Annotated in this window: 17 protein-coding genes; 6 read left to right on the forward strand and 11 right to left on the reverse strand. The window is 69.7% G+C overall.

Going from position 1 to position 24,609, the window contains the following annotated elements; genetic code table 11:
* Positions 1 to 106: 106 nt before the first annotated feature.
* The 5 genes from HEB94_RS26730 to HEB94_RS26750 all read right to left on the reverse strand — a co-directional run bounded on the left by HEB94_RS26730 (position 107) and on the right by HEB94_RS26750 (position 6,984).
* Positions 107 to 1,030 carry a mechanosensitive ion channel family protein gene (locus HEB94_RS26730; RefSeq protein WP_192752449.1) on the reverse strand — a complete coding sequence of 308 codons (924 nt, stop codon included), beginning with the start codon at positions 1,028 to 1,030 and terminating at the stop codon, positions 107 to 109.
* Positions 1,031 to 1,379: 349 nt separating this feature from the next.
* A complete protein-coding gene (locus tag HEB94_RS26735; RefSeq protein ID WP_192752450.1) occupies positions 1,380 to 3,038 on the reverse strand; it encodes an extracellular solute-binding protein in 1,659 nt (552 codons plus the stop codon).
* Between the two features lie 359 nt (positions 3,039 to 3,397).
* Complete coding sequence (locus HEB94_RS26740) at positions 3,398 to 5,065, reverse strand: substrate-binding domain-containing protein (protein WP_192752451.1); 1,668 nt, start codon at positions 5,063 to 5,065, stop codon at positions 3,398 to 3,400.
* A gap of 21 nt (positions 5,066 to 5,086) precedes the next feature.
* Positions 5,087 to 5,983, reverse strand: a complete 897-nt coding sequence (locus HEB94_RS26745) for a carbohydrate ABC transporter permease (protein ID WP_192752452.1) — start codon at positions 5,981 to 5,983, stop codon at positions 5,087 to 5,089.
* Positions 5,980 to 6,984, reverse strand: coding sequence for an ABC transporter permease (locus HEB94_RS26750; RefSeq protein ID WP_192752453.1), 1,005 nt, complete (start codon positions 6,982 to 6,984; stop codon positions 5,980 to 5,982). The genes HEB94_RS26745 and HEB94_RS26750 overlap by 4 nt, the downstream gene beginning before the upstream one ends.
* Before the next feature lie 877 nt (positions 6,985 to 7,861).
* Between HEB94_RS26750 and ctaJ the strand changes: the two genes are divergently transcribed.
* From ctaJ to HEB94_RS26765, 3 genes are all read left to right on the forward strand, one after another.
* Positions 7,862 to 8,257: an aa3-type cytochrome oxidase subunit CtaJ gene (ctaJ, locus tag HEB94_RS26755; protein WP_192752454.1), complete on the forward strand. Its 396-nt coding sequence runs from the start codon at positions 7,862 to 7,864 to the stop codon at positions 8,255 to 8,257.
* Complete coding sequence (locus HEB94_RS26760) at positions 8,244 to 8,633, forward strand: DUF5130 family protein (protein WP_192752455.1); 390 nt, start codon at positions 8,244 to 8,246, stop codon at positions 8,631 to 8,633. The genes ctaJ and HEB94_RS26760 overlap by 14 nt, the downstream gene beginning before the upstream one ends.
* A 94-nt stretch (positions 8,634 to 8,727) precedes the next feature.
* Positions 8,728 to 9,567 carry a nucleotidyltransferase domain-containing protein gene (locus tag HEB94_RS26765; RefSeq protein ID WP_192752456.1) on the forward strand — a complete coding sequence of 280 codons (840 nt, stop codon included), beginning with the start codon at positions 8,728 to 8,730 and terminating at the stop codon, positions 9,565 to 9,567.
* An 81-nt stretch (positions 9,568 to 9,648) separates the two neighbouring features.
* On the opposite strand, the gene pepN is transcribed toward HEB94_RS26765, so the two are convergent.
* Positions 9,649 to 12,204, reverse strand: coding sequence for an aminopeptidase N (gene pepN, locus HEB94_RS26770; RefSeq protein WP_192752457.1), 2,556 nt, complete (start codon positions 12,202 to 12,204; stop codon positions 9,649 to 9,651).
* 382 nt (positions 12,205 to 12,586) lie between these two features.
* On the opposite strand from pepN, the gene HEB94_RS26775 reads away from it, so the two are divergent.
* Positions 12,587 to 13,216, forward strand: coding sequence for a mycothiol-dependent nitroreductase Rv2466c family protein (locus HEB94_RS26775; RefSeq protein ID WP_192752458.1), 630 nt, complete (start codon positions 12,587 to 12,589; stop codon positions 13,214 to 13,216).
* 120 nt (positions 13,217 to 13,336) lie between these two features.
* Here the strand turns inward: HEB94_RS26775 and HEB94_RS26780 are convergent, their stop codons facing one another.
* The 4 genes from HEB94_RS26780 to HEB94_RS26795 form a co-directional block, all read right to left on the reverse strand.
* A complete protein-coding gene (locus tag HEB94_RS26780; RefSeq protein ID WP_192752459.1) occupies positions 13,337 to 16,624 on the reverse strand; it encodes a M36 family metallopeptidase in 3,288 nt (1,095 codons plus the stop codon).
* 194 nt (positions 16,625 to 16,818) lie between these two features.
* A complete protein-coding gene (locus tag HEB94_RS26785; RefSeq protein ID WP_192752460.1) occupies positions 16,819 to 18,048 on the reverse strand; it encodes an MFS transporter in 1,230 nt (409 codons plus the stop codon).
* Between the two features lie 33 nt (positions 18,049 to 18,081).
* Positions 18,082 to 19,764, reverse strand: a complete 1,683-nt coding sequence (locus tag HEB94_RS26790) for a family 20 glycosylhydrolase (RefSeq protein WP_192752461.1) — start codon at positions 19,762 to 19,764, stop codon at positions 18,082 to 18,084.
* Positions 19,761 to 21,158 carry an MFS transporter gene (locus HEB94_RS26795; protein WP_192752462.1) on the reverse strand — a complete coding sequence of 466 codons (1,398 nt, stop codon included), beginning with the start codon at positions 21,156 to 21,158 and terminating at the stop codon, positions 19,761 to 19,763. The genes HEB94_RS26790 and HEB94_RS26795 overlap by 4 nt, the downstream gene beginning before the upstream one ends.
* A gap of 253 nt (positions 21,159 to 21,411) precedes the next feature.
* On the opposite strand from HEB94_RS26795, the gene HEB94_RS26800 reads away from it, so the two are divergent.
* Together HEB94_RS26800 and HEB94_RS26805 are read left to right on the forward strand one after the other, a co-directional pair.
* Positions 21,412 to 22,626 carry an ROK family transcriptional regulator gene (locus HEB94_RS26800; RefSeq protein WP_238361629.1) on the forward strand — a complete coding sequence of 405 codons (1,215 nt, stop codon included), beginning with the start codon at positions 21,412 to 21,414 and terminating at the stop codon, positions 22,624 to 22,626.
* A 67-nt stretch (positions 22,627 to 22,693) separates the two neighbouring features.
* Complete coding sequence (locus tag HEB94_RS26805) at positions 22,694 to 23,155, forward strand: ribose-5-phosphate isomerase (protein ID WP_192752463.1); 462 nt, start codon at positions 22,694 to 22,696, stop codon at positions 23,153 to 23,155.
* Positions 23,156 to 23,171: 16 nt separating this feature from the next.
* On the opposite strand, the gene HEB94_RS26810 is transcribed toward HEB94_RS26805, so the two are convergent.
* Positions 23,172 to 24,410, reverse strand: coding sequence for a GNAT family N-acetyltransferase (locus HEB94_RS26810; protein ID WP_192752464.1), 1,239 nt, complete (start codon positions 24,408 to 24,410; stop codon positions 23,172 to 23,174).
* Positions 24,411 to 24,609 lie beyond the last annotated feature (199 nt).

Genomic DNA, 24,609 nt, shown 5'->3' on the forward strand with positions numbered 1-24,609 from the left:
CGTCGACGCCACGTGGGGGAGTGACACTCGGGCCTGTCCCGCGGATCGTGTCCGCGGGACAGGCCCGCTGTCATGTCGTCGGGCCGGGGGCCCGGCAGGAGCGTCCTCAGGGGGTGCCGGGGGCGGCGCCGGACTGTCCTGGCTGGCCGGGCCAGACCGGCGTGGGGACGCGGATGTTCCTCGCGTCGAACAACTCCTTCAGCCGCAGCCGGAACTCCCGCTGCACGCCGAAGTGCTGGTTGGGCCGGCACTTGCCGATCACCCGCAGCGTCAGCGACGAGCCGTTGACCTCCTCGATGCCGACCACCTGCGGCGTCTCGAGGATCTGGTCGCGCCAGTTCTCGTCCTCGGCCAGCTCGCGGCCGACCTGGTTGACGAGCTGCTCGACCTGCGCGACGTCCTCGTCGTAGGCGACGGACACGTCGAGCACCAGGCTCGACCACCCCTGACTCTTGTTGCCGACCCGGAGTACCTCGCCGTTGCGCACGTGCCACAGCACACCGTCGCCGTCCCGCAACCTGGTCACCCGCAGGCCGACGCCCTCCACGGTGCCGGAGGCCTGACCCATGTCGATCACGTCACCCACGCCGTACTGGTCCTCGAGCAGCATGAAGACGCCGGCGAGGAAGTCCTTGACGAGGTTCTGGGCACCGAAACCGAGCGCGACACCCACGACGCCGGCGCTGGCGAGGACGGGAGCGAGCTGGAAGCCGAGTTGGTTCAGCGCGGTCAGCGTCACCATGCTGGCGATGACGACCGTGGTGATGCTCTTGAACAGGGATCCGAGCGCGTGCGCACGCTGGGAACGGCGTTCGTGGTAGAGCGTGCCGTTGTTGCCGATGAGCTGGGCCGCGCGCTCGCTGCCGAAGAAGTGCCTTGGTGGCTCGAGGCCGGCGGTCTTGATCACCAGGCGGTCGACGAGCCGGTTCAGCACCGCACGGAGGGCGACTCCGAGAACGATCAGGAACGCGACGCGGGCGGGGGTGTCGGCGTAGGCGGTGAACTCGTTCCAGGTGAGCGCGAACGGCATCAGCGGGCATCCAGGTGCTGCGGGGACGGGCGGACCATGGTCCCCGAGCCTAAGAGCCCGGCCCGGCGAGCCCCAACAGGAGGCCAGTATTCGGGCGTGTCCCGCGATCCGGGGGAGAGGCCACTTCGATCACGCCTTGCGACGTTATGTCCGAGATGCCCGCACCCGGCGGGCCCGGTGACACGACCCGGTGAAACGACCTGGTGAGGCGGCGTCCTGCGCGTGGCCCCGGATGCCCCCGGATGCCCCCGGACATGCCCGGACATGCCCGAGACATGCCCCTGACACGGCGACGCGGCGCCGACCCCCCACCGGGGAGTCGACGCCGCGTCGTGAAGTACGGCCGGTGCTACTTGGTGTTGGCGCCGCGCTCCTGGATCTGGTCCTGGTACTCCTTGCGGATCTGCTCGCCGCCCTCCTTGAGCCACGTCGCGACCGCGTCGTCCCACGCGCTCAGCGGCTTGCGGCCCTGGATCACGGCGTTCATCTCGTCGGTGAGCTTGCCGTCGATGGTGGAGCCCTTGGTCGACTGGGTGTTGGAGTACATGCCGAGGCAGGGGTTCGGGATCCCGTTCGGCACGACCGTCTGTTCGTAGGTGTGCTGGATCTCGACGTCACCCTTACGGCCGGGCTGGTAGGTGACCGAGGGCCCTTCGGCGATGTAGCGGATCGGGATGACCGTCTCGCTCAGTCCGACAGGGGTGTACTTCGGGTCGCCGTTGTTGTCGATGGTGTGGTGCACGCCCTCCTGCCCGTAGAGGCGGAAGAAGTACTCCTCACTCCCGAACGGCGCGGCCAGCCAGTTGCAGACCCGGAGCAGCTCCTGGAGCCGAGTCTTGTCGGCCTTCTTGAACGCCGTCATGCTGTAGTTCGAGCCGCCGTGGGCGATCTTCCCCTCGCCCCCGTCGTAGCCGGGAATGACCATGAGGTCGAGCTTGAAGCCGGGGTTGTTGACGTTGTCCTGGATGTACTGGGTCCAGCCCTGGTAGCCGTCGCTGTGGATGCAGATCGTGCCGGCGTTGAACCACTGCTTGAACGGCACGGCCTGGGAGAAGGCGTCGGGATGGATCAGGCCTTCCTTCCAGAACTGCCGCGCGGTGTCGATGGCGCGGCGCTCCTCCTCCGTCTCGTTGCGGTGGGTGAGCTTGCCGTTCTCGTAGCGCCAGGTGTTGGGCGCGTGGAGCATGGTCCGAACGAGGTCACGGACCGCGGTCGCGGTGGCGAACCCCCACCGCTTCGCTTTCGGATCCGTCAGGCCCTTGGCGATGGTGTGGAACTCCTCGTAGCTCTTCGGCTGTGTGGGCAGGCCGAGCTTCTCGAAGATGTCGGCGCGGATGAACGGGAAGCCGCCGACCGCGTCACGGGGCACTGGGATGCCGTAGATGCCGCCGTTGTAGATGCAGGGTTCCCAGGACCGTTCCGGGATGCTGGCGAGGTTCGGGTAGTCCTTGATGGCGTCGCCGGAGAGAAGGTCCGTCAGGTTGGCGAACTTCGCCTCCAGCAGCTGCGGGAAGTTCGGGACCGACCCCATCTGCAGGAAGTCCGGGAGTTCGCCGCCTGCGATCGTGGTGGCGAACTTGTTCCCGTAGTCGGAGTTCGGGATCATCGTAATCTTCAGATCCGTCCCCAGCCGCTTGTCGAGCTCGGCCCAGTACTTGTTCTTGGGGGCCGTCGGCGGGAGCGGGTAGTAGATGTTGGCCATCGCGGTGACCGAACCGCCGGAGCCGATCTCACCCTCGACCGACTTCGGGTGCTCCTTCGGGTAACTGAAGAAGCCCGGCCGGATGTAACCGAATTGGCCGGGCAGGTCCGGGTCGACGCCGGTGTACGGAACGTTCGCGGGCAGTTTCACGGCCTTGTTGGCGGTGACGGCCTTCTTCTGCGCCTCCTCCGAGTTCGCGCCTCCGCCTCCGCAGGCGGTGAGTAACGAGCCGGCCCCCGACACCAGCAAGGCGGTGCCGCCCGCACTCCTCAGGAAGGTACGGCGACTGACAGACGGTCGTGCCATGAGCTTCTCTCCTAAAGGGATCGACGAGCAGGATGGAACGACGGAGCGGAGGGGCTCGCCAGCTGGATCAACTACGGGGCTGGAGCAGCTAACCTCCGGGCGGGACTGGACTGGCAAACACTGCGTGGGTATCTCATTCGCCGCTGGTGGCGACTGGTTGTCGCCGTGGACATTCGGTCAGAAAGCACGCTCGGCCAGCTCCTGCTGAGGAACTGGCCGAGGAAGCGTCGTGGTGCGGCCGCAAGTCGCCGACCGGCACCTTGGGGCCGCACTACGCGGAGGTCTGTACTACGCGGTGATTCGACGCGGCGCCGACTCCCACCGGGGAGTCGACGCCGCGTCGTGAAGTACGGCCGGTGCTACTTGGTGTTGGCGCCGCGCTCCTGGATCTGGTCCTGGTACTCCTTGCGGATCTGCTCGCCGCCCTCCTTGAGCCACGTCGCGACCGCGTCGTCCCACGCGCTCAGCGGCTTGCGGCCCTGGATCACGGCGTTCATCTCGTCGGTGAGCTTCGCGTCGATGGTCGCGCCCTTGGACTGCTGGGTGTTGGAGTACAGACCGAGGCAGGGGTTGGGGATTCCGTCCGGCACGACGGTCTGTTCGTAGGTGTGCTGGATCTCGACGTCACCCTTACGGCCCGGCTGGTAGGTGACCGACGGTCCCTCGGCGATGTAGCGGATCGGGATGACCGTCTCGCTCAGGCCGACCGGGGTGTACTTCGGGTCGCCGTTGTTGTCGATGGTGTGGTGCACACCCTCCTGCCCGTACAGGCGGAAGAAGTACTCGTCGGACCCGAACGGTGCGGCCAGCCAGTTGGCGATCCGCAGCAGCTCCTGGATCCGGGTCTTGTCGCCCTTCTTGATGCCCGTCATCCCGTTGAGGAACGTCGAACCACCGTGGGAGATCTTGCCCGGTCCACCGCCGTCGTAGGCCGGAACGAGCATCAGGTCGAGCTTGAAGCCGGGGGTGTTGACGTTGTCCTGGATGTACTGCGTCCAGCCCTGGTAGCCGTCGCTGTGGATGCAGATCGTGCCGGCGTTGAACCACTGCTTGAACGGCACTGCTTGCCCGAACGCGTCGGGGTGGATCAGCCCTTCCTTCCAGAACTGCCGGGCGATGTCGACCGCGCGACGCTCCTGCTCCGTCTCGTTGCGGTGAGTGAGCTTGCCGCCCTCGTTGTGCCAGGTGTTCGGCGCGCTCAGCATCGTGCGGCCGAGGTCGCGGACCGCGGTCGCGGTGGCGAACGCCCACCGCTTCGCCTTCGCGTCGGAGAGCCCCTTGGCGACGGTGTGGAACTCCTCGTAGTCCTTCGGCTGGGTCGGAAGCCCGAACTTCTCGAAGATGTCGGCCCGGATGAAGGGGAAGCCGCCAACCGCGTCGCGAGGAACGGGGATGCCGTAGATACCGCCGTTGAAGATGCACGCCTGCCAGGACCGCTCCGGGATGCTGGCGAGGTTCGGGTAGTCCTTGATGGCGTCGCCGGAGAGGAACTCCGTCAGGTTGGCGAACTTCGCCTCGAGCAGCTGCGGGAGGTTCGCGACCGGAATGATCTGGGTGAAGTCCGGCAGGTCGCCACCCGCGATGGTGGTCGCGAACTTGTTGGTGTAGTCCGCGTTCGGAACCATCGTCATCTTGAGGTCGGCGTTCAGCCGCTTGTTCAGCTCGGCCCAGTACTTGTTCTTGGGCGCGGTCGGCGGGATGGGGTAGTAGATGTTGGCCATCGCGCTGACCGACCCGCCCGAGCCGACCTCACCCTGGACCGACTTCGGGTGCTCCTTCGGGTAGCTGAAGAAGCCCGGCCGGACGTAGCCGAACTCGCCCGCCAGGTCCGGGTGGACGCCGGTGTAGGGCACGTTGGTCGGCAGCTTCACGGCCTTGTTGGCCGTCACCGCCTTCTTCTGCGCCTCCTCCGAGGTGGCACCACTGCTGCCACAGGCGGTGAGCAACGAGCCGGCCCCCGACGCCAGCAGGGCCGCGCCGCCCGCACCCCTCAGGAAGGTACGGCGACTGACGGAAGGTCGTGCCATGGAACTGTCTCCTTGATGATGTCAGCCCTTGACTGCGCCGACGAGCACACCCTTGGCGAAGTGCCGCTGCAGGAAGGGATACACGAGCAGGATGGGAACGATGGAGATGACGAGGATCGCCATCTGGATCGACTGCTGCGGCGGTAGTGCCTCGCCGCCGACGGCGAGCTGGTCGGTACCAAGTGCCGCCTGGTTGACCACGAAGGTCCGGAGGACCAGCTGCAACGGCCACTTCTCCGGGGTGTTGATGTAGATGAGCGCCTGGAAGAAGTTGTTCCAGTAGCCGACGGCGTAGAACAGCCCGATGACGGCCATCACCGCCTTGGACAGTGGAAGCACGATCCGGGTGAGGACGTGGAACTCACTGGCACCGTCGATCCGCGCGCTCTCGAAGAGCTCCTCCGGTAACTCCATGAAGAAGGCCCGCATGACGATGACGTTGAAGCCGTTGATGAGCACGGGCAGGATCAGCGACCAGTAGCTGTCGAGCAGGCCGAGCGACTTGACCACCAGGTAGTTGGGGATCAGGCCGGCGCCGAAGAGCAGGCTGCCGAGCACCACGAACAGGATCGGTCGGTGCAGGAGGCTTCCCGGGCGGCTCAGGGAGTACGCAAGGCCGGTCGTGGCGGCGAGGCTGAGGAACGTTCCGACGACCGTGATGGCGACGCTGACGAAGAGCGCCCGGGTGACGACACCGCCGGCGAGCACCGCCTTGTAGGAGTCGAACGAGGGGTCCTTCGGGAACAACAGGAACCCGCCGGCCTCGGTGAGGGCCTTCTGGTCGGCGAGGCTCGTGGAGATCACCGCGAGGAACGGGATGAGCACCAGTAGACAGACGATGATGAGCGTGACGCACTTCAACGCCGTCGTGAGTGGTGAGGGCTTGTCCATCCAGATGGGACGCGTCGCGGCCTTCATCGGCTGTAGACACCTCGTTCCCCGAAGATGTGGGCAACCTTGTTGGCACCGACGATGAGCGCGACGCCGACGAGGCCCTTCACCAGACCCACCGCTGTCGAGACGCCCCAGTTACCGCCCAGGATGCCGTTGTTGTAGACGTACGTGTCGAGCACTTCGCTGGCATCCCGCCCGACCGCGTTCTGTTGCAGGATGATCTGCTCGAACCCGACGTTGAGCACGTGGCCGAGTCGCAGGATCAGCAGCAGGACGATGAGGCTGCGCAGCGAAGGAAGCGTGATGTGCCACAGTCGGCGCCACCCGTTGGCGCCGTCCACGGCGGCCGCTTCGTACAGGCTCGTGTCGACCCGTGAGATAGCGGCCAGGAAGATGATGGTGTTCCAGCCGGTCTCCTTCCAGATGACCTGGCTGGTGATGAGGCCCTTGAAGAGGTCGGGCGCACCGATGATCTGCAGCGTCGCCCAGTCGTGCTCGCGCAGGAACGTGTTGAGCATGCCCGCGTTGCCGAGCATCTCCTGGAACAACGCGACGACGATGACCCAGGACAGGAAGTGCGGCAGGTAGACGACCGACTGCACGAACCGCTTCACCCAGTCGAACATCACGCTGTTGAGCAGGAGCGCGAGCGCAATCGGCACGGGGAAGACGAAGATGACCTGGATCAGGCTGATGACCAGCGTGTTGACCAGGGCGGCGATGAACGTCGGATCGCCGTTGAAGATGACCTGGAAGTTACTGAACCCCACCCACGGGCTCGCCTGGATACCGAGATAGGGCTGGTAGTCCTTGAAGGCGATGACGTTCCCGAGTAACGGGAGGTACTGGAAGATCAGGAGCGCGGCGAGCCCCGGTAGACCGATGACCAGCACCAGCCAGTCGCGGCGTATCCGCGCACCGAGCAGGCCGAACCTGCCGGTCTCGGCGGAGCTGGACGGCCGTCTGGACGGCGGCGTTGGACGGGCGCGGTTTCGCGCGAGGAGGCCTTGGCTGTTTCCGGCCATGTACCTGGCTCCTCCGGGTGCTCGACGTGACTGGCGGTGCGGCTTGGTTTGCGTTTGGAACAGTGACCGAATCGACACACGCTGGCCGAGATCCTGCCTGCTCCGGATCTTCGGGAAGCGTTTTCCCATCTCAGAGAACTGCGGTGGTCACACGAGGCGGACGGCCGTATACGGGCATCGTCGAGCCCGTCGTGACTGGGCACCACAAACGCCACGAACTGGACGGCAGACCGTCGATCCATGATGTTGTGCCGGGAGGCTACTACCAAGGTGGATCGTCACGTCAAGAGGTGATAGCGCTTGACTTTTCGTGATCGAGCGGTTGACCCGACTTGCTGGTCAGGTGAACAATCAGAGGTTTTCGAGGGCCCGTTCCGGCGAGAAGTTCGACCGATACACGCCCGTTCGGAGGGCGTCGAGCCACTGTCGGCGTTGTCCAGGTCACACCTCGTCCCACGTTCCGGTCTCGTGTCGATCACGTTTCGACAATGAACGCGGGTCGCATCGCCCGTAGGACGTCCGATGTCGGCCGCGCGGTCGGAAGTCGCGGCGCGGTCGTGTGTCGTGCGGTAACCTCCGCGTCGCCCTCAGCGTTCGGCGACGTCGGGCCCGGCGTTCCGGCCACCTCGGCACGGTCGTGTTCGTCCGCCGCCACTGTCGAAGGAGGCGCAACCCTCGCTTGCGCTTCCTCGGGAGTTCCTGACCCCGTTGCGTTCTAGGGCCGGCTTCTCGGACTCACCATGGTGTGGAGGCTTCGCTGTGTTGCCGGTAGGCCGAGTTCGGCTGCTGGCTCTCGGGCCCGGCGGCGTAGAGTCCGGCGCGCAGGTGGGCCGGGGCGCTCGCGTGCTCCCAGGAAGCACTGGGTACGGTGTGGTTCGTGACGAAGGGTAGGGCGATGATCGGTCGCGCATTGCGCCGCGTTCTCGTTGTGGGCGCCCTGACGGGCGTCGGTGCGGTCGGCACAGCCTCAGTGGCACTGGCCGAGACGCCCGACAGTTGGACGAAGAGCGCACCGATGCCCCTCCTGGAGGTGCTCGGCATCTACGTCGGTATTCCGGTGGCGCTGTTCGCGTTGATCGCGCTCCTGGTGGTCGCCCCCTCGCTGGTCCGTGGTGCGAATCTGCAGCCCGGCGTGGAGTGGAGCGGGCAGCCGGAGTGGTTCGGCGCACGTCCAGACGACGAGGCGATCCCGACCGGAGACTCGACGACGGACGAGCTGTCCGAGGCGAAGGCTTCCGCCGTGACTCGAGGGGGCGCGGGTGGCCGTTGGTGACACGTTCGGCCCACGGGAGCGCAGCGAGATCGAACGCGCTGTCCGGGTAGCCGAACAGATCTCCGGACTGCCTTTCTCGGCCTACGTCGGACCGTCCGAGGGCGACGCGCGGTTGTTCGCCGAGCGTCTGCACGCCGGACTCCCCAACGCGCCGCACAGCGTCCTGGTGCTGGTGGATCCCGTTCACCATCTGGTGGAGGTCGTCACCGGCACCGAGGCCCGGCGGGTGCTCAGTGACACCGACTGCGAGCTCGTGGTCCTCGCGATGCGTTCGGCCTTCGCCGACGGCGATCTCGTCGGTGGCCTCGTCGCCGGACTGCAACAGTTGGGCGACCACGCTCGGCAGCCTCGCACCGTCCACACCGACGAGGAGTAGCTCTCCTCTCTTCTCGGTAACTCAGCAGCGCCGCAACTCAGCAGCATCGCAACTCCGCAGCACCGCAACACCTGGCCCGACGTCGGGAGGTCTTGTGAGTGAACTGTTCCTCGAGCGGCGGCCCGCTGCGCTCGATCCGCTGCCGGCCGGCTACCGCACACTGTTCGACCGACTGCTCGCGGTCGTCGAGCCGGACGAACGGATCCGGGCGATGTGGTTGTCCGGATCGCTCGCCCGCGGAGTGGCGGACGCGGGTTCGGACCTGGACGTCATCCTCGCGGTCCGCGACGACGACTTCGCTGAGTTCGCGGCGTCCTGGCAGGAGTGGCTCGCCACGGTCACGCCTACCGTGCTCGCGCGACCACTGCCGCACGCGGCCGGCTGCTTCTACTCGACAACACCGGAGTGCCTGCGCCTGGACGTCATCACCGAACCCGTCGCGGGTCTCCCGGACACCCCGCATCGGCGCCGGCTCGTCGTCCTCGACCGTGACGAGCTCGATGCGGTCGTTCCCGATCCCGCGACGCAGCCCGGGCCGAACCGTGAGCGGATGGCCTCCCTGGTGGAGGAGTTCCTCCGACAGCACGCCATCTTCCCGGCCATGGTGGCGCGCGAGGACTGGCTGTGCGTGGCCGTCGGCGTGCAGCAGGCGCAGGCGATGCTGTACCAACTCTTCGTCGAGGCCAACCAGCCGCTGCCCCCCATGGGCGTGAAGCAGTGGAGCGCGAAGCTCACGCCGAGCCAGCGTGCGGTCCTGGAGGGCCTGCCCGGTCCCTCGCCCCAACCCGGGTCCGTGATCCCCGCGATGCGGGCGACCGCGGCGGTGTGGCGGTCAGAAGGCCGGTCGACCCTGGAGGCCCACGGCGTTGACTGGCCGGCGGAGTTGGACGACGCGGTGGCGCGCCACTGCGACCGCGAACTCGGCGCCGACTGAACGACGCGAAACGCCCCGCCCACTGCGTGAGTGGGCGGGGCGTCCTCGTCTGGGTCCGCCGATCCGACGGACCGGGTCGCGTCAGACCTGTGCGTCGCGCTCCTGGGCCCGCAGCGCGCGCTCGACGTCGGCGACACCCTCCTCCACCAGGCGGCGGACGGCGGGTACCGGCTGCGTCTTGTCGAGCCAGGCCCGTACCCGGTCGACGGTGTCCTGGGTCGCGAGCTGGCGGGGGAACAGGCCGATCAGGACGTACTGCGCCATCTCGTTGGCCTTGCGGTCCCACACCCAGCCGGCGGCGTCGAGGTAACGGTCGACGTAGGGCGCCAGCAGCTCTTCCTGCGCCGGCTGCCAGAAGCCGCGGATCGTCTTGAACTGCGTCTGGTTGGGTACGTCGTCGCGGTCGACGGCGACCTCCCAGGCCCGTGCCTTGGCCTCGGCGGACGGCAGCGCCGCGCGGGCGTGCGCCGCCTCCTCCTGACCCTTGATGGTGCCGTCACGCTCCAGCTCCGCGTCGATCTCGGCGTCGCCGATGGCGCCCAGCCGGGCGAGGTTCTGGACGAGGAGCCAGCGCAGCTCGGCGTCGACGGCAAGACCCTCGAGGGCGATCGCGCCGTTGAGGATGTCGCTGAGGTAGCCGGCGTGCTCGTCCACGGCGGTCGACGCGAACGAACGCATCAGCGCGAGCTGGTGGTCACTGCCCGGCTCGGCGTCCTGGGCGAGCGCGAGTACGCCGGCCGCGAAGGCCCGGCGCGTCTCTTCCCGACGCTCGTCCGTGGTGTAGATCTCGACCGCGGAGGAGGCGGTACGGAGCAGGAGTTGGACGACGTTGATGTCGGGCTCGCTCGCCACTCCGGTGAGGACCAGCGCGATGTAGTCGCGGGCGGCCATCTCGGCGTCCCGGGCCATGTCCCAGGCCGCGGTCCAGCACTGCGCCCGCGGCAGGGAGTCGGTGAAGTCGCCGACGTGGTTGACCAGCGTCGCGAGCGACCGCTCGTCGAGGCGGATCTTCGCGTAGGTCAGGTCGTCGTCGTTCAGGAGGACCAGGTCGGGCTGTGCGCGGCCCACCAGGTCAGGCACCTCCGTGCGCTCACCCACGACGTCCAGCTCGACCCGGTGGCTGCGGACGAGCTTGCCGTCGACGAGGTCGTAGAGGCCCAGCGCGACTCGGTGGGACCGCAGGGTCGGCTGCTCCGCGATCGCGGACTGGAGGACGGCGAAGGAGCTGAACTTTCCGTCGGCGTCGAGCTCGAAGTCGGCGCGGAGCGTGTTGACTCCGGCCGTCTCCAGCCACTCCTTGCTCCAGGCGTCGAGGTCGCGCCCGCTGGTCTCCTCCAGCGCCTCACGCAGGTCGGCGAGCGTGGCGTTGCGCCATTCGTAGGTCTTGAAGTAGTGGCGGAGTCCGGCGAAGAACTCCTCCCGCCCGACCCACGAGACGAGCTGCTTGAGCACGCTCGCGCCCTTGGCGTAGGTGATGCCGTCGAAGTTGACCTCGACGTCCTCGAGGTCACGGATGTCGGCCGAGATCGGGTGGGTGGAGGGAAGCTGGTCCTGGCGGTAGGCCCAGGTCTTGTCGGTGTTGGCGAACGTCGTCCAGGCGTGCGACCAACGGGTGCGCTCGGACTCGCAGAGCACGCTGGCATAGGTGGCGAAGGACTCGTTCAGCCAGAGGTCGTCCCACCAGCGCATGGTCACCAGGTCGCCGAACCACATGTGCGCGAGCTCGTGCAGGATCGTGGTGGCGCGGGACTCGTAGTAGGCGTCGGTCACCCGGCTACGGAAGATGTACTCGTCGCGGAGCGTCACGCAGCCCGCGTTCTCCATCGCGCCCATGTTGTATTCGGGCACGAACAGCTGGTCGTACTTCGCGAACGGGTACGGATAGTCGAAGAGCTCCTCGAAGAACGCGAACCCGCGCTTCGTGACGTCGATGATCTCCTCGGCGTCGAGGTGCTCGGCGATCGAACGCCGGCAGAAGACGCCCAGCGGGATCTCGGCGTCGCGGCCGGCGTAGCTGTCCCTGACCACGTGGTAGGGCCCGGCGACGAGCGCGGTGATGTAGGTCGAGATCCTCGGCGTCGGCTCGAACCGCCAGACCGCCACACCCTCCCGCAGCGGCTCCGGCTCCGGGGTGGGGGAGTTGGAGACGACCTGCCAGTCGGCGGGTCCGGTGACGGTGAGCTGGAAGGTGCCCTTGAGGTCGGGCTGCTCGAACGTCGCGAACATCCGCCGGGCGTCCGGCACCTCGAACTGCGTGTAGAGGTAGGCCTGCTGGTCGACCGGGTCGAAGAACCGGTGCAGCCCCTCGCCGGTGTTCATGTACGCCGCGTCGGCGACGATGCGCACCTCGTTGTCGGCGGCGACATCGGAAAGCGCGATGCGGGCGCCGTCGTAGACCTCGCTCGGGTCGAGGGAGCGGCCGTTGAGGGTCACCTCGCGTACGCGCGGAGCGATCAGGTCGACGAAGGTGCTCGCGCCCGGCTCGGTACTGGTGAACCGGATCACGGTGGTCGATGAGAACGTCTTGGCCTGCTGGTCGATGGCTGAGGTCAGGTCGAGGTTGACGTCGTACCCGTCGACCGACAGGAGGCGGGCCCGCTCACGGGCCTCGTCGCGAGTGAGGTTGGCGCCTGGCATGGGTGCCATCCTTCCACGCGGTGCAGGTGGTGGGCGAGTGAGTTGGCCGACGGCGCGGCGACGCCCACCCGGGGCGGGATCCGGGCAAGATCACCGACGCGGGGACGGCATCCGTGCGCCAGCCGCGCCAGGTCCTGGACAAGATCCGTCCCGCGCCAGTTCCGGTGCCACTCCCGGCGCCAGTCCCGGCGACGTGGGCGGCAGGACACGGAGCGCGACCGAGACCGGGAATGCCGACGGGCTCGGTCGGGTTTCCCCACTGGGGTCCGTGCGCGGCGGGGGAGTGCCCGGACGACGCTGGAGGTAGCTGTGCCAGCGTTGACCCGATCCTGACTGGTTCTGACGTGAGTCTGTCTCGAAGTGACGTGACGAAGGAGTGACAATGGCCGACGATCGGGTGGTCGCTGATTTCTGGTTCGACCCGGTGTGCCCCTGGGCTTGGATCACCTCGCGCTGGATTCTGGAAGTCGAGAAGGTGCGTCCGGTGCAGGTTCGCTGGCACGTGATGAGCCTTGCCGTGTTGAACTCCGGCCGCGACGTGTCCGAGGACTACAAGAAGTCGATGGACACCGCGTGGGGTCCGGTGCGGATGGCCATCGCCGCCGCACAGCGGGCTGAGGAGGCGGGTGAGGACCCGAGCCCCGTGCTGGGCCGTCTCTACACCGAGCTGGGCACCAGGTTCCACCACGAGAAGAAGCAGCGCGACCGCGCGACCTACGAGGAGGCGCTGGAGGCCGCCGGCCTGCCCCGCGACCTCGTCGAGGCCGCCGGTTCCGAGGACTACGACGACGCTCTCCGCAAGAGCCACGCGCAGGGCATGGACCAGGTGGGCTACGAGGTCGGTACGCCGGTGATCAGCGTGCTGGGTTCGGCGTTCTTCGGACCGGTCGTCTCGCCGATCCCACGCGGTGAGGACGCCGGCAAGCTCTGGGACGGCGTAGTCCTCGTCGCCCAGACCGACGGTTTCTTCGAGCTCAAGCGGAGTCGGACCCGCGGCCCGGACTTCGACTGAGCAGGAGCCCGTGACGAGGCCCCGGGGAGTGATCCCCGGGGCCTCGTGCGTGGTGCCTCCCGGGACCTCGGGCGATCGAGCGCAGCCAGGGCCCCGGGAGCGTTCATGGCGGAGGAGCCATCAGTCCCACACCGCCGAGGAGGTGGGAGCCCGCCGACTCCGGGCGTCGCTGCCGTAGACCATCAGCTCGGCCAGGGCGACTCTGCCGACCTGGGCCGAGGTGTGGCAGTCGGAGGTCGCGAGCGGGTCCGACTCCTGTTCGCCCTGGTAGACCGGGTTGCCCGTGCACTGGGTGTCGAGGACGACCAGGCGGAGGTGGGTGGCCCTGGTGTCGGGTATGTCGAAGTCGCGGAACGTCAGGTCGGTCGTCACGGGCCACGGGCGGGTGGCGGGGAAGGCGCGCGGGGGCGAGGTGAAGGTCCGGTGCCAGCGCCCTCGCGGTTGGTCGCACGGCGCGTCCGCCCGGGTGGTGCAGGTCTCGACGGCGAACCCCCGCAGCGCGGCGAACCGGTCGGCGGTGACCGCGCTGATCCGCACGGAGCGTACCCACCGGGGCGCGGTTCCGGCCAGGTCGACCGTGACCGTGGTTCCACGTGCGTTCGGCGTCCGTCCGGCGACCGACCAGCCGGTGCTCTCGTGGTCGTCGAGGACGGCGGCCCGCTGCGGGCCTGAACCGGCGACCTGAGGGCCCGCGCGTTCGACGATCCGCGCGCCGTTGCTGCGCGAGGCGAGGTTGCGGCTCAGGAAGAGCGTGAGGTAGCGGGTGCGGTAGCTCGCGACCGAGACGCTCGCGCGGCCCATCCCGAAGCCGGGGGCGCTCCAGGTGAGCTCGTACCGGCCGGGGAGTAAGCGCATCGTGTCATCCAGCGGCGTGGCCGGATCGGTGTCGGCGATCGGTGTCGAGGGGTCGGCGAAGCGGCCCACGTAGATCCTGGCGTTGGCGATCGGGTGCCCGAGCGGTCGCGAGATCACCCCGATCGCGAGCCGGCCGTGCGCCCGGGACGACCGGACGAACTCGGGCACCGTGAAGTCCGGTTGCCCGCGTCGGCTGCCCACCTGGGGCGTGGCGTGCGCGCCCATGCCCCGGGCCGCGAACACCTCCCACAGGTCCTCGAGGTTGGCGCCACCGAAGCGCAGCCGGTCGGCGGCGAGCAGCGCGTCGCGGGCATCCAGCATGGAGACGTTGCTCTGCTGGAGCAGCAGCGAGTCGAGGACGAGTTGGATCCAGCGCCGGTTGCCCGGACAGCTCGCCGCCGGCAGTGCGCCGTCCGCGCAGCGTCGCTGGAGGTCCGGGTCGCCGGACGGGGCGACGTCGTCGTACTTCTCGACCAGGGCCCGCCGGACGTCCCAGTTGACCGCCGCCCAGATCTCGCCGTCGGCGCCGAGTCCGCCCGCGGGGTCGTAGCCGACGTTGCCGTAGTTGAGCGGGTTGGCGTCGAGCCGGTAGTTGCGGACCCCTCGGGCGCTGTTGCCGGCGACGTACGCACCGATCGTCGGCGCCGTGGTGTCGGCCCGGCCGTCCTCCTCGAGTAGGTACTCAGCCGCCAGCACGTCCGACCAGCCCTCCGCGACGGCGCGTCCCTGCGCGGAGGTGATGCCGGAGTCGGGACCACCGACGAGGCGGTTCGTCACCGCGTGGGCGTACTCGTGTGCGACCACGCTCGCGTCGAAGGCGCCGTCGACGCAGGGGCCGTACCACTGCCCGGCGACGGGTTGGAAGAGATAGTGGTTGGAGACGCCGGGCAGTCCGTCCTGGAGAGTGACCTGGTTGGCGTCGTTGCGGCCCTGGTACGTCGGATAGCCGCCGCTCACCGCGTCGGCCTGGACGTAGCCGACCTCACGGTCGCCGTCGAGGCCGCCGGCGCTGCCGTTCTCCTCCTGCAGGTTGTGGCGGTCCTCGGTGAAGCCGAGCCGGTAGGTCCAGTCGTGCAACCGGGTGTGCAGTGTGAAGACGTTGGCGACCGCCGCGCCGACGTCGTTCCCGCCCGGCTCCAGCACCGAGGTGTCGCAGCGGGAGGTGCGCCACGTGTCCGTGAACCTCACCGACGGTGCGAGGGACGGTTCCGAGGCCGGGCCGGAGGCGGAGGCCGGGGCGGAGGACGGAGCGAGGGCCGCGGACAGAGGTGGTGCGGGCGAGGTGGCCCCGGTCGGCGCTCGCGGGCGGGCCGGCCGTGCCATCACGGGTGCGAAGGGGCTGTCCCAGGCCGGGATCGTGTGCGCGGTGTTGTTGTCGGCGGTCCCGTTGTGGTCCAGGTCCGGCGCCGCGAGGACGCCCGGCACCGCGAGCGCGTCGGAGTCCCCGAGCGCGTGCCACGCCGGAACGGCGGCCTCCGGTTGGACCAGGATGCCGCAGCCGGGCAGGCAGGCCGACTCGGTGGCGGGCTCCGCGTCCGGTGGCGCGGCGGCTCCGGATGGCCGCCACAGCGGTCGGCCCGGGCCGAGGAGATGGTCGACACGGTTGTGGCGGACCAGCACCCTGCCGGTGACGGCGTCCACGAACGACGTCGAGGCCAGCGCGGTGCCGTCCTGGACGTCGACGACGTTGGCCTCGTAGGCCGGCCGGGCTCCCTGGTGGGGGACGCCGACGCCGACCAGGCGAACCTGCTGGAGTTGGGCCAGTCCGGTGACGCTGAACGTCGTCCACTGTCGGGGGTCGGTGGCCGTGGCGACAGGTCCCACCGCCTCCTTGCTCACCGGGCGGCCGGCGGCCGCGGCGGCGGCGAGCCACGCCGTCACAGGGCTCAGCCGGGCGCGGGCGGGCGTCGGCGCGTCGCCGTAGGCCGAGGAGGTGACGTACACGATCTCGTCGCCGGCGACGGCGACGGTGACGAGTCCTCCGGCGGCGGCGGGGAGGCCGCCGAAGCGTTCGCGGAACACCACCACGTGCGCACGGCTGCCGGACCCGGGCGCGCTCGAGGGGGCCGCCAGCAGGACGGGTTCGGAGCGGCTCGCCGCCCCGCCGTCGGTGAGGGCGGCGTCCTGGAGCAGTTCGAGCGAACCGACCCGCGCCTGCGACATCCGGAACAACACCCGGTTCTGCGCCAGGAACCGGCGGGCCGCCTGGGCAGGAGATCCGGGGACCCCGGACGCGAGGGGGCCGTCGACGCGGGTCAGGACGGCCGCCGTGCCGAATCTCGTCCAGCGCACGGTGGCCTCGAGTCGCTCGACCGCCCTGCGTTGGTCGGCGGAGGGGGCCAGCCGACCGTGGCGTACGTCGAAGTCCTCACTCACCCGCGGCCGGTCGAGGGCCCTGACGACGGAGGGTTCGGCCCCCGCGAACCGGGCGCCGTCCGCACCGTCGGCGGCAGCGATCGGAGCCACCGCGCTCGCGAAGGCGAGCGCGGGCACGCCGACCACGAAGGCGACCTGCCAGGTCACCCGGGCCACGCGACGCTGCGGTGGGCGCATTGCACTCCTCCGTGGAGCGGACCTGGCCGCTCCGTATGGGGAAGAGGTGGGTTGCCTACCCGCATGACCGTTTCATGGTGAAGTTACTCAGCGAGACGAAAACACTAGAAAATTTACACAGCGTGACCAAACTGTGTCCGTTGGGCTTCGACCAGTCGAAGAAGCCCAACGGACCGTCGATGATCGTCGGAAGGTCAGGGCACGTCCGCTGGTTCGGGACGCACCTCCGGGCGACCCGCCGGGCCGGCCGCCCGCGCCCGCAGCAGCAGGCCGAGTCCGCCGGCGACGAGCGCGAGGAGGGCCACCGTGCTCAGGGCAGCGGGCAGTCCGATCTGGTCCGTCAGGAACCCGATGATCGGCGGGCCGGCGAGCATGCCGGTGTTGCCGATCGTGGAGGCCAGCCCGACACCACGCGATCCGCCGATCGCGCCGGCCTTCGCGATCGCGACGGGGAACATGTTCGCGAGTCCGAGGCCCACGGCCAGCAGCCCCACGAAGGCGAGTGGAAGGCTGCCGGCCCACGCGGTGACGAGGATGCCGACCGCGGCGAGCACGGCCCCACCGGTCAGCACCGTCGTCTCGCCGAGACGCATGATCAGCTTGCCGCCGGTGAGGCGGCCGGCCGCGATCGCCACGGAGTAGACGCCGAAGCCGTACGACGCGACGCCCGCCGCCGCACCGAGTTCCTCGCGCAGGTGGAGTGCACCCCAGTCGCCCACCGCGCCCTCGCCGTACGCCGTGCACAGGGCGACCACACCCAGCAGGACGACCGCCATCCCGACAGGCGTCCGTCGTCCGTCGGCCGGCTTCCCCTCGTGGGCCCCGGCCTTCGCGACCGCGTTGGCCGTGCCGGCCCTCAGCATCGGCGCGGCGAACCCGGCCGTGACGGCGAGGCCGGCCACCGAGATCAGGCCGAGGTGGGCGAAGGTGCCGAGGTGGGCGGCGAGCAGCCCACCGATCACGGCGCCGATCAGGCCGCCGACACTCCACAGTCCGTGCAGCGGCGACATGATCGCCCGCCCGGTGGCGGTCTCCACCTCGACCGCCGCGCTGTTGAGAGCGACGAGCAGAACGCCGTAGATCGCGCCGAACAACAACAGGATGCCGCCCAACTCGACCACGGTCCGGGCGAACGCCGGCAGGACCAGGCAGGCGCACACGGCGGGGAACGACGCCACCAGCAACCGGCGGGTACCGAAGCGCTCGCACAGTCCACCGGCGAAGTACATCGACACCGCCGAGCTGAACGTCATGCACAGCAGCGCCAGTCCGAGCGCGGTCGCGGAGGCGTCGACCTGGTTCTTGATCTCGGGCACCCGGACGACCCAGCTGGCGAACAGCACGCCGTCGGCGGCGAAGAAGACCGTCAGTGGATACAACCGGTTCACCGGCACCGGGCCGGCGCCCCTGCGACTTTGCGGCACAGTGCGCTCCTCGTGGATGCTGGCTGTGGGATGTCAGGCCGGGTTGGTCGAGGCCGGGTTGGTCGAGGACTGCTTGACCTCGCCGAGTTCGGAGATCTCCTCGTGGTGCACGCGCTCGGCGGCCATGGTCGAGCCGGTCTGGCGCCGCCAGTCGCCGGTGCCGCCGCCCTGCCAGGGGTGCGGACCGTCGAGCGGGCGGTACTCCACGCCGGCCGCGTCCAGCCGGCCAAGGTGGGCGCGCAGGCGTTCGGCGTAGTCGTCGTCGGCGACCGGCGCACCGGTCCAGGCGACCTCGGCCAGCACGCTCGCGCGGGGGAACATCATGTAGTCGAGGTGCCGCTCCTGCGCGATGTACTCCGACCAGGCCTGGAACTGCAGGCCGAGCACCTTCCCGCGCTCCTCCGCACTCCACTGCGCCGGTGCCGGGTCGAACTCCGCGACGTCCGGGATGGTGATCGGGCCGCCCTGGGACAGCGGCTCCTCCGCGAGGTCGGACTGGTCGTAGTTGAGGTACGTCGGATAGACCGGCGTGCGTACGACGTCGTACCCGGCCGCGGCCGCGCGACGGGCCACCGAGTCACCGCGCCACGCCATCACGATCGAGTCCTCGAGCACGCCGCCGGTGACGAACGCCTCGTCCCACACGACCATCCGCACGCCGCGTCCGGACAGGTGCTTGCCGAGTTCGCGCAGGAAGTGGCCGTGCAGGCCGATCGGCTCGGCGATGCCGAGTTCCTGCTGGTACGCCGTGATCTCCGGGTCGGTCGCCCAGTCGGTGATGACGCACTCGTCCCCGCCGAGGTGGACGTAGGGCACCGGCATGGCGTCGAGGAGTTCGTCGAGCAGCTCACCGAGGAAGCTGACGGTCGCGGGGAGCGGCTTGACGACACCGGAGGAGATGCCCCACCCGGTCAGCACCTGGTGGCTGCCCACACCGAACTCCGGCCGGGCCTGGAGCAGCGCGGAGGAGTGGCCGGGCAGGTCGATCTCGGGCACCAGCAGGACGCCGCGCTCTTCGGCGTACGCGTGGATCTCCGCGAGATCGTCCAGGGTGTAGTAGCCACCGTGCGGCGTGCCGTCGTTGCGGCCGGCCTTGCGGTCGCGCCCGGCCTGGGTGTGCGGGCGGTGGCTGCCGATCTGGTGGACCTCGGGGTAGCGACGGCTCTCGATCCGCCATCCCTGGTCGTCGGTCAGGTGCAGGTGCAGGCGGTTGTAGCGGTGCATGGCGAGCAGATCGACGTACCGCATCAGGGTCCGCTTGGGGAAGAAGTACCGCGACACGTCGAGCATCGCGCCGCGCCACGACAGCGCGGGCGCGTCGGAGATCTCGCCGCACTCGACGACCCAGCGGGTGCCCCTCGGTGCGACCGTCCGCCAGGCGTCGTCAGGAAGCAGTTGACGAAGCGTCTGGGTGGCGTGGCGGACACCGGCCTCGTCGGCACCGACGACGTCGACGCCCTGCTCGTGCACGCGAAGCTGGTACCCCTCGGGGTCGAGTGAACCGTCCAGGCGGACCGTCACCGCACCGGCCGCGCCGGCCTCCGCGGCGTCCCGCAGGGGCAGGCGCAGCGGGGCGAGCAACTCGCGAAGCGTCCGGGCGGCGCCTTCGGCTCCGGGCGCGGCGACGAGGGTGGTGTCCGCGGTGAGTTCGTAGCTGCCGGAGGTCCGCGTCGCCTGGCGTGGGCGCGGGAGCAGCGTCTGGTAGCGGTCGGTCACGGTTTCCTCCCTTCGGAGGGTGGGGGTACGGCGTTCGATCGGGGGAGCACGGTGGGGACGCCCGTGGGCGTCGGCGCGCCGGCCGGCGCGGTGTCGCCCGGTCCGTGGGAGGGGCCGGTCCGGTCGGAGTCGGCTGCTTCGGTCGGGTGCGCGTCGGGGTCGGCGGTGGCGGACTGGCTCCAGCGCCGCAGGCCGAGGGCGAGGGCGGCCGCGATCACGGCCAGGACCGCGACACTCGACAGCGCGAGGGGCAGGCTGTGGCGGTCGGTGAGGAACCCGATCACGGGTGCCTGACTGAGGGTGCCGACGGTGGAGACCATCGAGACCCGACTGACTCCGCGCGGCCCGCCGAGTGCCCCACCGCGGGAGATGGCGATGGGGAAGATGTTGGCGAGCCCGAGTCCGAGCACGATGTAGCCGGCGAAGGCGAGGGCGAGTCCGCCCGGGAGGTGCGCCGCCCAGCCGGCGATCAGGACGCCGACCGCCGCGAGGAGGAAGCCTCCGGTCAGGACGGTCGTGTCTCCGAGGCGCCGGATCAGCCGCGAGCCGAGGAACCTGCCACCCGCGATCGCGCACGAGTAACACGCGAAGCCGTAGCCGGCGACAGCTGCCGTTGCCCCGAGGTCCTCGCGAAGATGGAGAGTTGCCCAGTTGTTGTTGGCGTACTCGCTGTAGGCCGTGCATGCCGCGATCACGCCGAAGCCGAGCACGATCCAGCGGATGCTGCGCCACGGGCCGACGGCCGGTCGGGTGTTCGCCGACGTACCGCTCTCGACACCGGTGGCGGCGCTCGCCCGCTCGGCGCGGAGCATCGAGGTCCCGAAGACCAGCGTGACGAGCAGGCCCAACCCGGCGGTGATGCTGAGGTGCAGCACGGGCGTGAGGCGTTCGGAGGCGAAGCCACCGACGGCGGCGCCGACGAGTCCGCCGACGCTGTAGATGCCGTGCAGCGTGGGCATCATGGGGTTCCCACTCGCCGCCGCGATCTCCACCGCACTGCTGTTGAGCGCGATGTTGAACGTGCTCTGCATGACCCCGATCAGGGCGAGGGAGGCACCGAGCGCGGGCACGGAGGTGACCAGGCCCGGGAGCACGAGCGCGGCGCAGAGCCCGGCGCTCGCGACGACCATGACCCGTCGGGTGCCGAACCGCAGGCACACCCGCCCGGCTACCGTGACGGCCGCCAACCCGCCGATCGAGCCGCACAGCAGGACCAGCCCGAGTTGACTCGCCGACGCCTCGACCTGCGCCTTGACGTCAGGAACGCGGACCAGCCAGTTGGCCGGGGCGAATCCCACCAGGGCGAAGAAGACGGCGAGCGCGACCGGTCGACGCGGGCGAGGGGGATGGCCGTCGGCCGCCCGGTGACGGGTGCCGACGTGGCGTTCTGACACGGTTCCTCCGGCGACTCTGCGATGGGTGGACGCGACTGGCTGTGCCGCGGGTGGCTTGCGTTGTGGATGGCGGTGCTGCGGATGGCCGTGCTGCGGATGGCTGTGCTGTGGAGAGTTGACCGGCCGCTCTGGCGGTCGTTAGCCTCGAAGAAATTAACAGGCAGGGTTCCTGACGAAAAGGGGTGAGACCATTCCGCGAACGGCCACCCCGCGTACCGCGCGGCTCATCAACGACCGGCTCGCCTTCGACCTGTTGCTCGAGCAGGGGCCGCTCACCCGCTCCCAGCTGCGCAACCTGACCGGCCTGTCCGCGCCAACCGTCGCCGATCTCGTCCACCGGCTGGAGAGCGCCGGCCTGGTCGGGCCGGTCGGCGAGTCCGGTTCGGAGCGCCGAGGACCGAACGCCCGGCTCTACGGCGTCGTCGCCGATCGGGCGCACGTCGCCGGGGTCGACGTACGCCACGACCAGGTGCGCGCGGTCGTCACCGATCTGACCGGCCGGGAGGCCGGGACCGCAGTGGTCGCGCAGGACCCGCGGGTGCCGCCCGACCAGTTGGTGCGGAACGCCATCGACGGCGCGCTCGGTGACGCCGGTCTCGCGCCGGACCGGTTGCGCATGGTCGTGGTCGGTACGCCGGGCCTGGTCGATCCCGCCACCGGAGACGTGACCTTCGTCGCGAGCCTGCCGACCTGGACCGCCAACCTGCTGCCCGGACTGCGGGAACGGTACGGCGAGCGGGTGCTGCTCGAGAACGAGGTCAACCTGGCCGGTATCGCCGAGCACCGGCTCGGGGCCGCGCGCGGTCGCGACACCTTCGCGTTGATGTCGCTCGGGACCGGCATCGGCGTCTCGATCATCCTGAACGGCCGGGTCCACCGCGGTGCCTCCGGCGGGGCGGGCGAGGTGGCCTACGTGCCGTACCGGCCGGGCTCCTTCCAGGACCTCGCGGGCGGCGACGCCGTCGTGGAGTTGGCCGAGCGCCACGGCCTTCCGGGTTCGATCGAGGACGTGGGCGCGATCGTCGCGGTGGCGGTGGAACAGATCGAGCGGGTCGGGCGCGACGGTGCCGGCGGCCCGGGTGGCGGGGGGCCGCAGGATTCCGTTGACGTACGGCAGGACTCCGTTGACGTACGGCAGGACTCCGTTGACGCCGGGCAGCGTCCCGTCGACGGCCGTTTCGACGGAGCGGGGTTCCTGCGCGACCTGGCCGACCGCATCAGTGCGGGCGCGGCGGCGGTGTGCGCGGTCCTGGACCCCGGCTATCTCGTTCTCGCCGGTGAGGTCGGTCGGGCCGGGGGAGCGGTGTTGGCCGACCACGTGGGCGAGCGGCTCGCCGAACTCGTGCCCCTGCCAACGGTCGTGGCCGCGTCCGACGTCGGCGGCAACCCGGTGGTGCGCGGCGCCGTCCTGGTCGCTTTGGACCACGTTCACCGGGAGACGTTCGGGCTGTCGTCCGGATCTAGCTGATGCCCGCGACGCGCGTACGGCCGGGGACATGTCCGTCGCGCGACACCCGGCTGCCAGACTCGGCGACATGCGCGTGCATCTCGGATCGGACCACGCGGGCTTCGAGCTCAAGCAGCACCTGGCCCGTCGGTTGGTCGAACAGGGCCACGAGGTCGTCGACCACGGACCATCGTCGTACGACCCGGACGACGACTATCCGCCGTTCTGCCTTCGGACCGGCGCGGGGGTGGTCGCGGACGCGGGCAGCCTCGGTGTCGTCATCGGCGGCTCCGGCAACGGCGAGCAGATAGCGGCCAACAAGGTGGCCGGGGTGCGTGCCGCGCTCGCGTGGAGCGAGGAGACCGCGCGGCTGGCGCGGGAGCACAACAACGCGAACATCGTGTCCATCGGCGCGCGGATGCACAGCGTCGAGGAGGCGACTCGGTTCGTGGAGGTGTTCCTGGCCACGCCGTTCTCGGGTCTGGAGCGGCACAAGCGTCGCATCGAGATGCTGCGCGACTACGAGGCGGACGAGACCATCTCCGCCTGACGACGTGGACGCGTGGTCAGAACGGCGTGTCGAGCAGCGGCAACGGGTCGTTCCGGAAGGCCCGGGCGACCCGCGCGAGGGTGCCGGGCACGCGTTCCTCGACCAGACCGGCGGCGCCGAGCCCGAGCAGCGTCGGCCGGCCGAGGTAGGCGGAGGCCAGGTCGCGGACGTCGAGCACCAGGTCGGCCTCGCGCTCGGTCCTGACACAGGAGGCGCTGTCGGCGTCCTCGGCGTCGGCGACCAGGCGCCAGCGGCCGGCGTTCCAGGGACAGAACTCGTCGTGCACGTCGAGAACCACGTCGACCGGCGCGGCGTAGCCGCGTGAGCCGAGGGCACGTCCGACGTCGACCAGTCGCGCCCACATGCCGTCCCGCACCGTGACCTTGGCCCTTCGGACGTCGAGGAGCCAGGCGAGGATCGGGTCGTCGAGTGACAGCCGCCGGTGCCCGGTGGTCGCCATCAGGTCCTGGTCGAGCAGGAACCGCCAGAGCGCGGCCGAGGAGGCGGCGTCGGTCGCCTGAACTCGTGAGATCGTCGTGGTGCCACCGGGGCCGCGTTCGTCCCAGGAGCTGCGGGTGTGGAAGTAGGCGAACCCGCTCACCTGGCCCGCTCGCTCGGCCACCACGCAGCGCAGGGGGCTGCCGCCGTGACGTCCACTCACCGGATCGGCGAGCTCGCTCCGCCGCCAGGACTCGTTGTGGTGGAACATGCCGGGCCGGGCGGCGACGACGGACTCGCGGACGGCGTTGGTGGCGTCCAGGACCTTGTCGGCGTCGGCGTAGCGAATCGTCACGTCGTCGACGCCGGCGACCGGGCGCAGTGACCGGGCCGTCCGCTGGATCTCGACGGACACCCATTCGGTGGCGAGGCCGTAGCCGAACCTGCCGTAGATCGCTGGTTCGGATGCCGTGAGGACGGCGACCGCCTCGCGGCCGGACTCGTACAAGCCGCCGAGCTGGTGGCGCATCAGCGCCGTGAGGACGCCGCGGCGCCGGTGGGTCGGGAGCACGCCGACCATGCTCACGCCGGCGACGTCGAGCTCCCGCTGGCCGGGGACCGTCATCCGCAGCGAGTAGATCGCCGCGTGGCCGACCATCTCGTCGGTGGTGAAGGCGCCGATGGCGCGATCGGGTTCGTAGCGGCCTCGCTCCGGCTCCTGAGCGTCGCTCGGCCACTCCTCGCCGAAAGCGAGCTCCATGATCGGGACAGCCTGGTGCCACGCGTCGTCACCGAGCGGGCGTACGTCGATCGCCATGGCGACTGCTTACCAGATCGGCCTGAGGACGGCCACGGCATTTCGGAGGAGTTCGCAGCGGCCGTCGGCCCTTTCGGGTAGCGGCGGGTGTGCGAGCGGGCAACGCGTGGGTGGCCGACAGAAATGCGTGCGGAATTCCGCGAATGGCTGGCGGCGAGGTCGCCGGAGTTGGTATTTTCAGAAATTCCGTCGCCAATTC

Source organism: Actinopolymorpha pittospori (genome assembly GCF_014873875.1).
GTDB lineage: Bacteria > Actinomycetota > Actinomycetes > Propionibacteriales > Actinopolymorphaceae > Actinopolymorpha > Actinopolymorpha pittospori.

Excerpts from the sequence above, each read along its gene's own strand:
- HEB94_RS26730 (WP_192752449.1), bottom strand. The coding sequence starts at position 1,030 with ATGCCGTTCGCGCTCACCTGGAACGAGTTCACCGCCTACGCCGACACC.
- HEB94_RS26735 (WP_192752450.1), bottom strand. The coding sequence starts at position 3,038 with ATGGCACGACCGTCTGTCAGTCGCCGTACCTTCCTGAGGAGTGCGGGC.
- HEB94_RS26740 (WP_192752451.1), bottom strand. The coding sequence starts at position 5,065 with ATGGCACGACCTTCCGTCAGTCGCCGTACCTTCCTGAGGGGTGCGGGC.
- HEB94_RS26745 (WP_192752452.1), bottom strand. The coding sequence starts at position 5,983 with ATGAAGGCCGCGACGCGTCCCATCTGGATGGACAAGCCCTCACCACTC.
- HEB94_RS26750 (WP_192752453.1), bottom strand. The coding sequence starts at position 6,984 with ATGGCCGGAAACAGCCAAGGCCTCCTCGCGCGAAACCGCGCCCGTCCA.
- pepN (WP_192752457.1), bottom strand. The coding sequence starts at position 12,204 with ATGCCAGGCGCCAACCTCACTCGCGACGAGGCCCGTGAGCGGGCCCGC.
- HEB94_RS26775 (WP_192752458.1), top strand. The coding sequence starts at position 12,587 with ATGGCCGACGATCGGGTGGTCGCTGATTTCTGGTTCGACCCGGTGTGC.
- HEB94_RS26780 (WP_192752459.1), bottom strand. The coding sequence starts at position 16,624 with ATGCGCCCACCGCAGCGTCGCGTGGCCCGGGTGACCTGGCAGGTCGCC.
- HEB94_RS26805 (WP_192752463.1), top strand. The coding sequence starts at position 22,694 with ATGCGCGTGCATCTCGGATCGGACCACGCGGGCTTCGAGCTCAAGCAG.
- HEB94_RS26810 (WP_192752464.1), bottom strand. The coding sequence starts at position 24,410 with ATGGCGATCGACGTACGCCCGCTCGGTGACGACGCGTGGCACCAGGCT.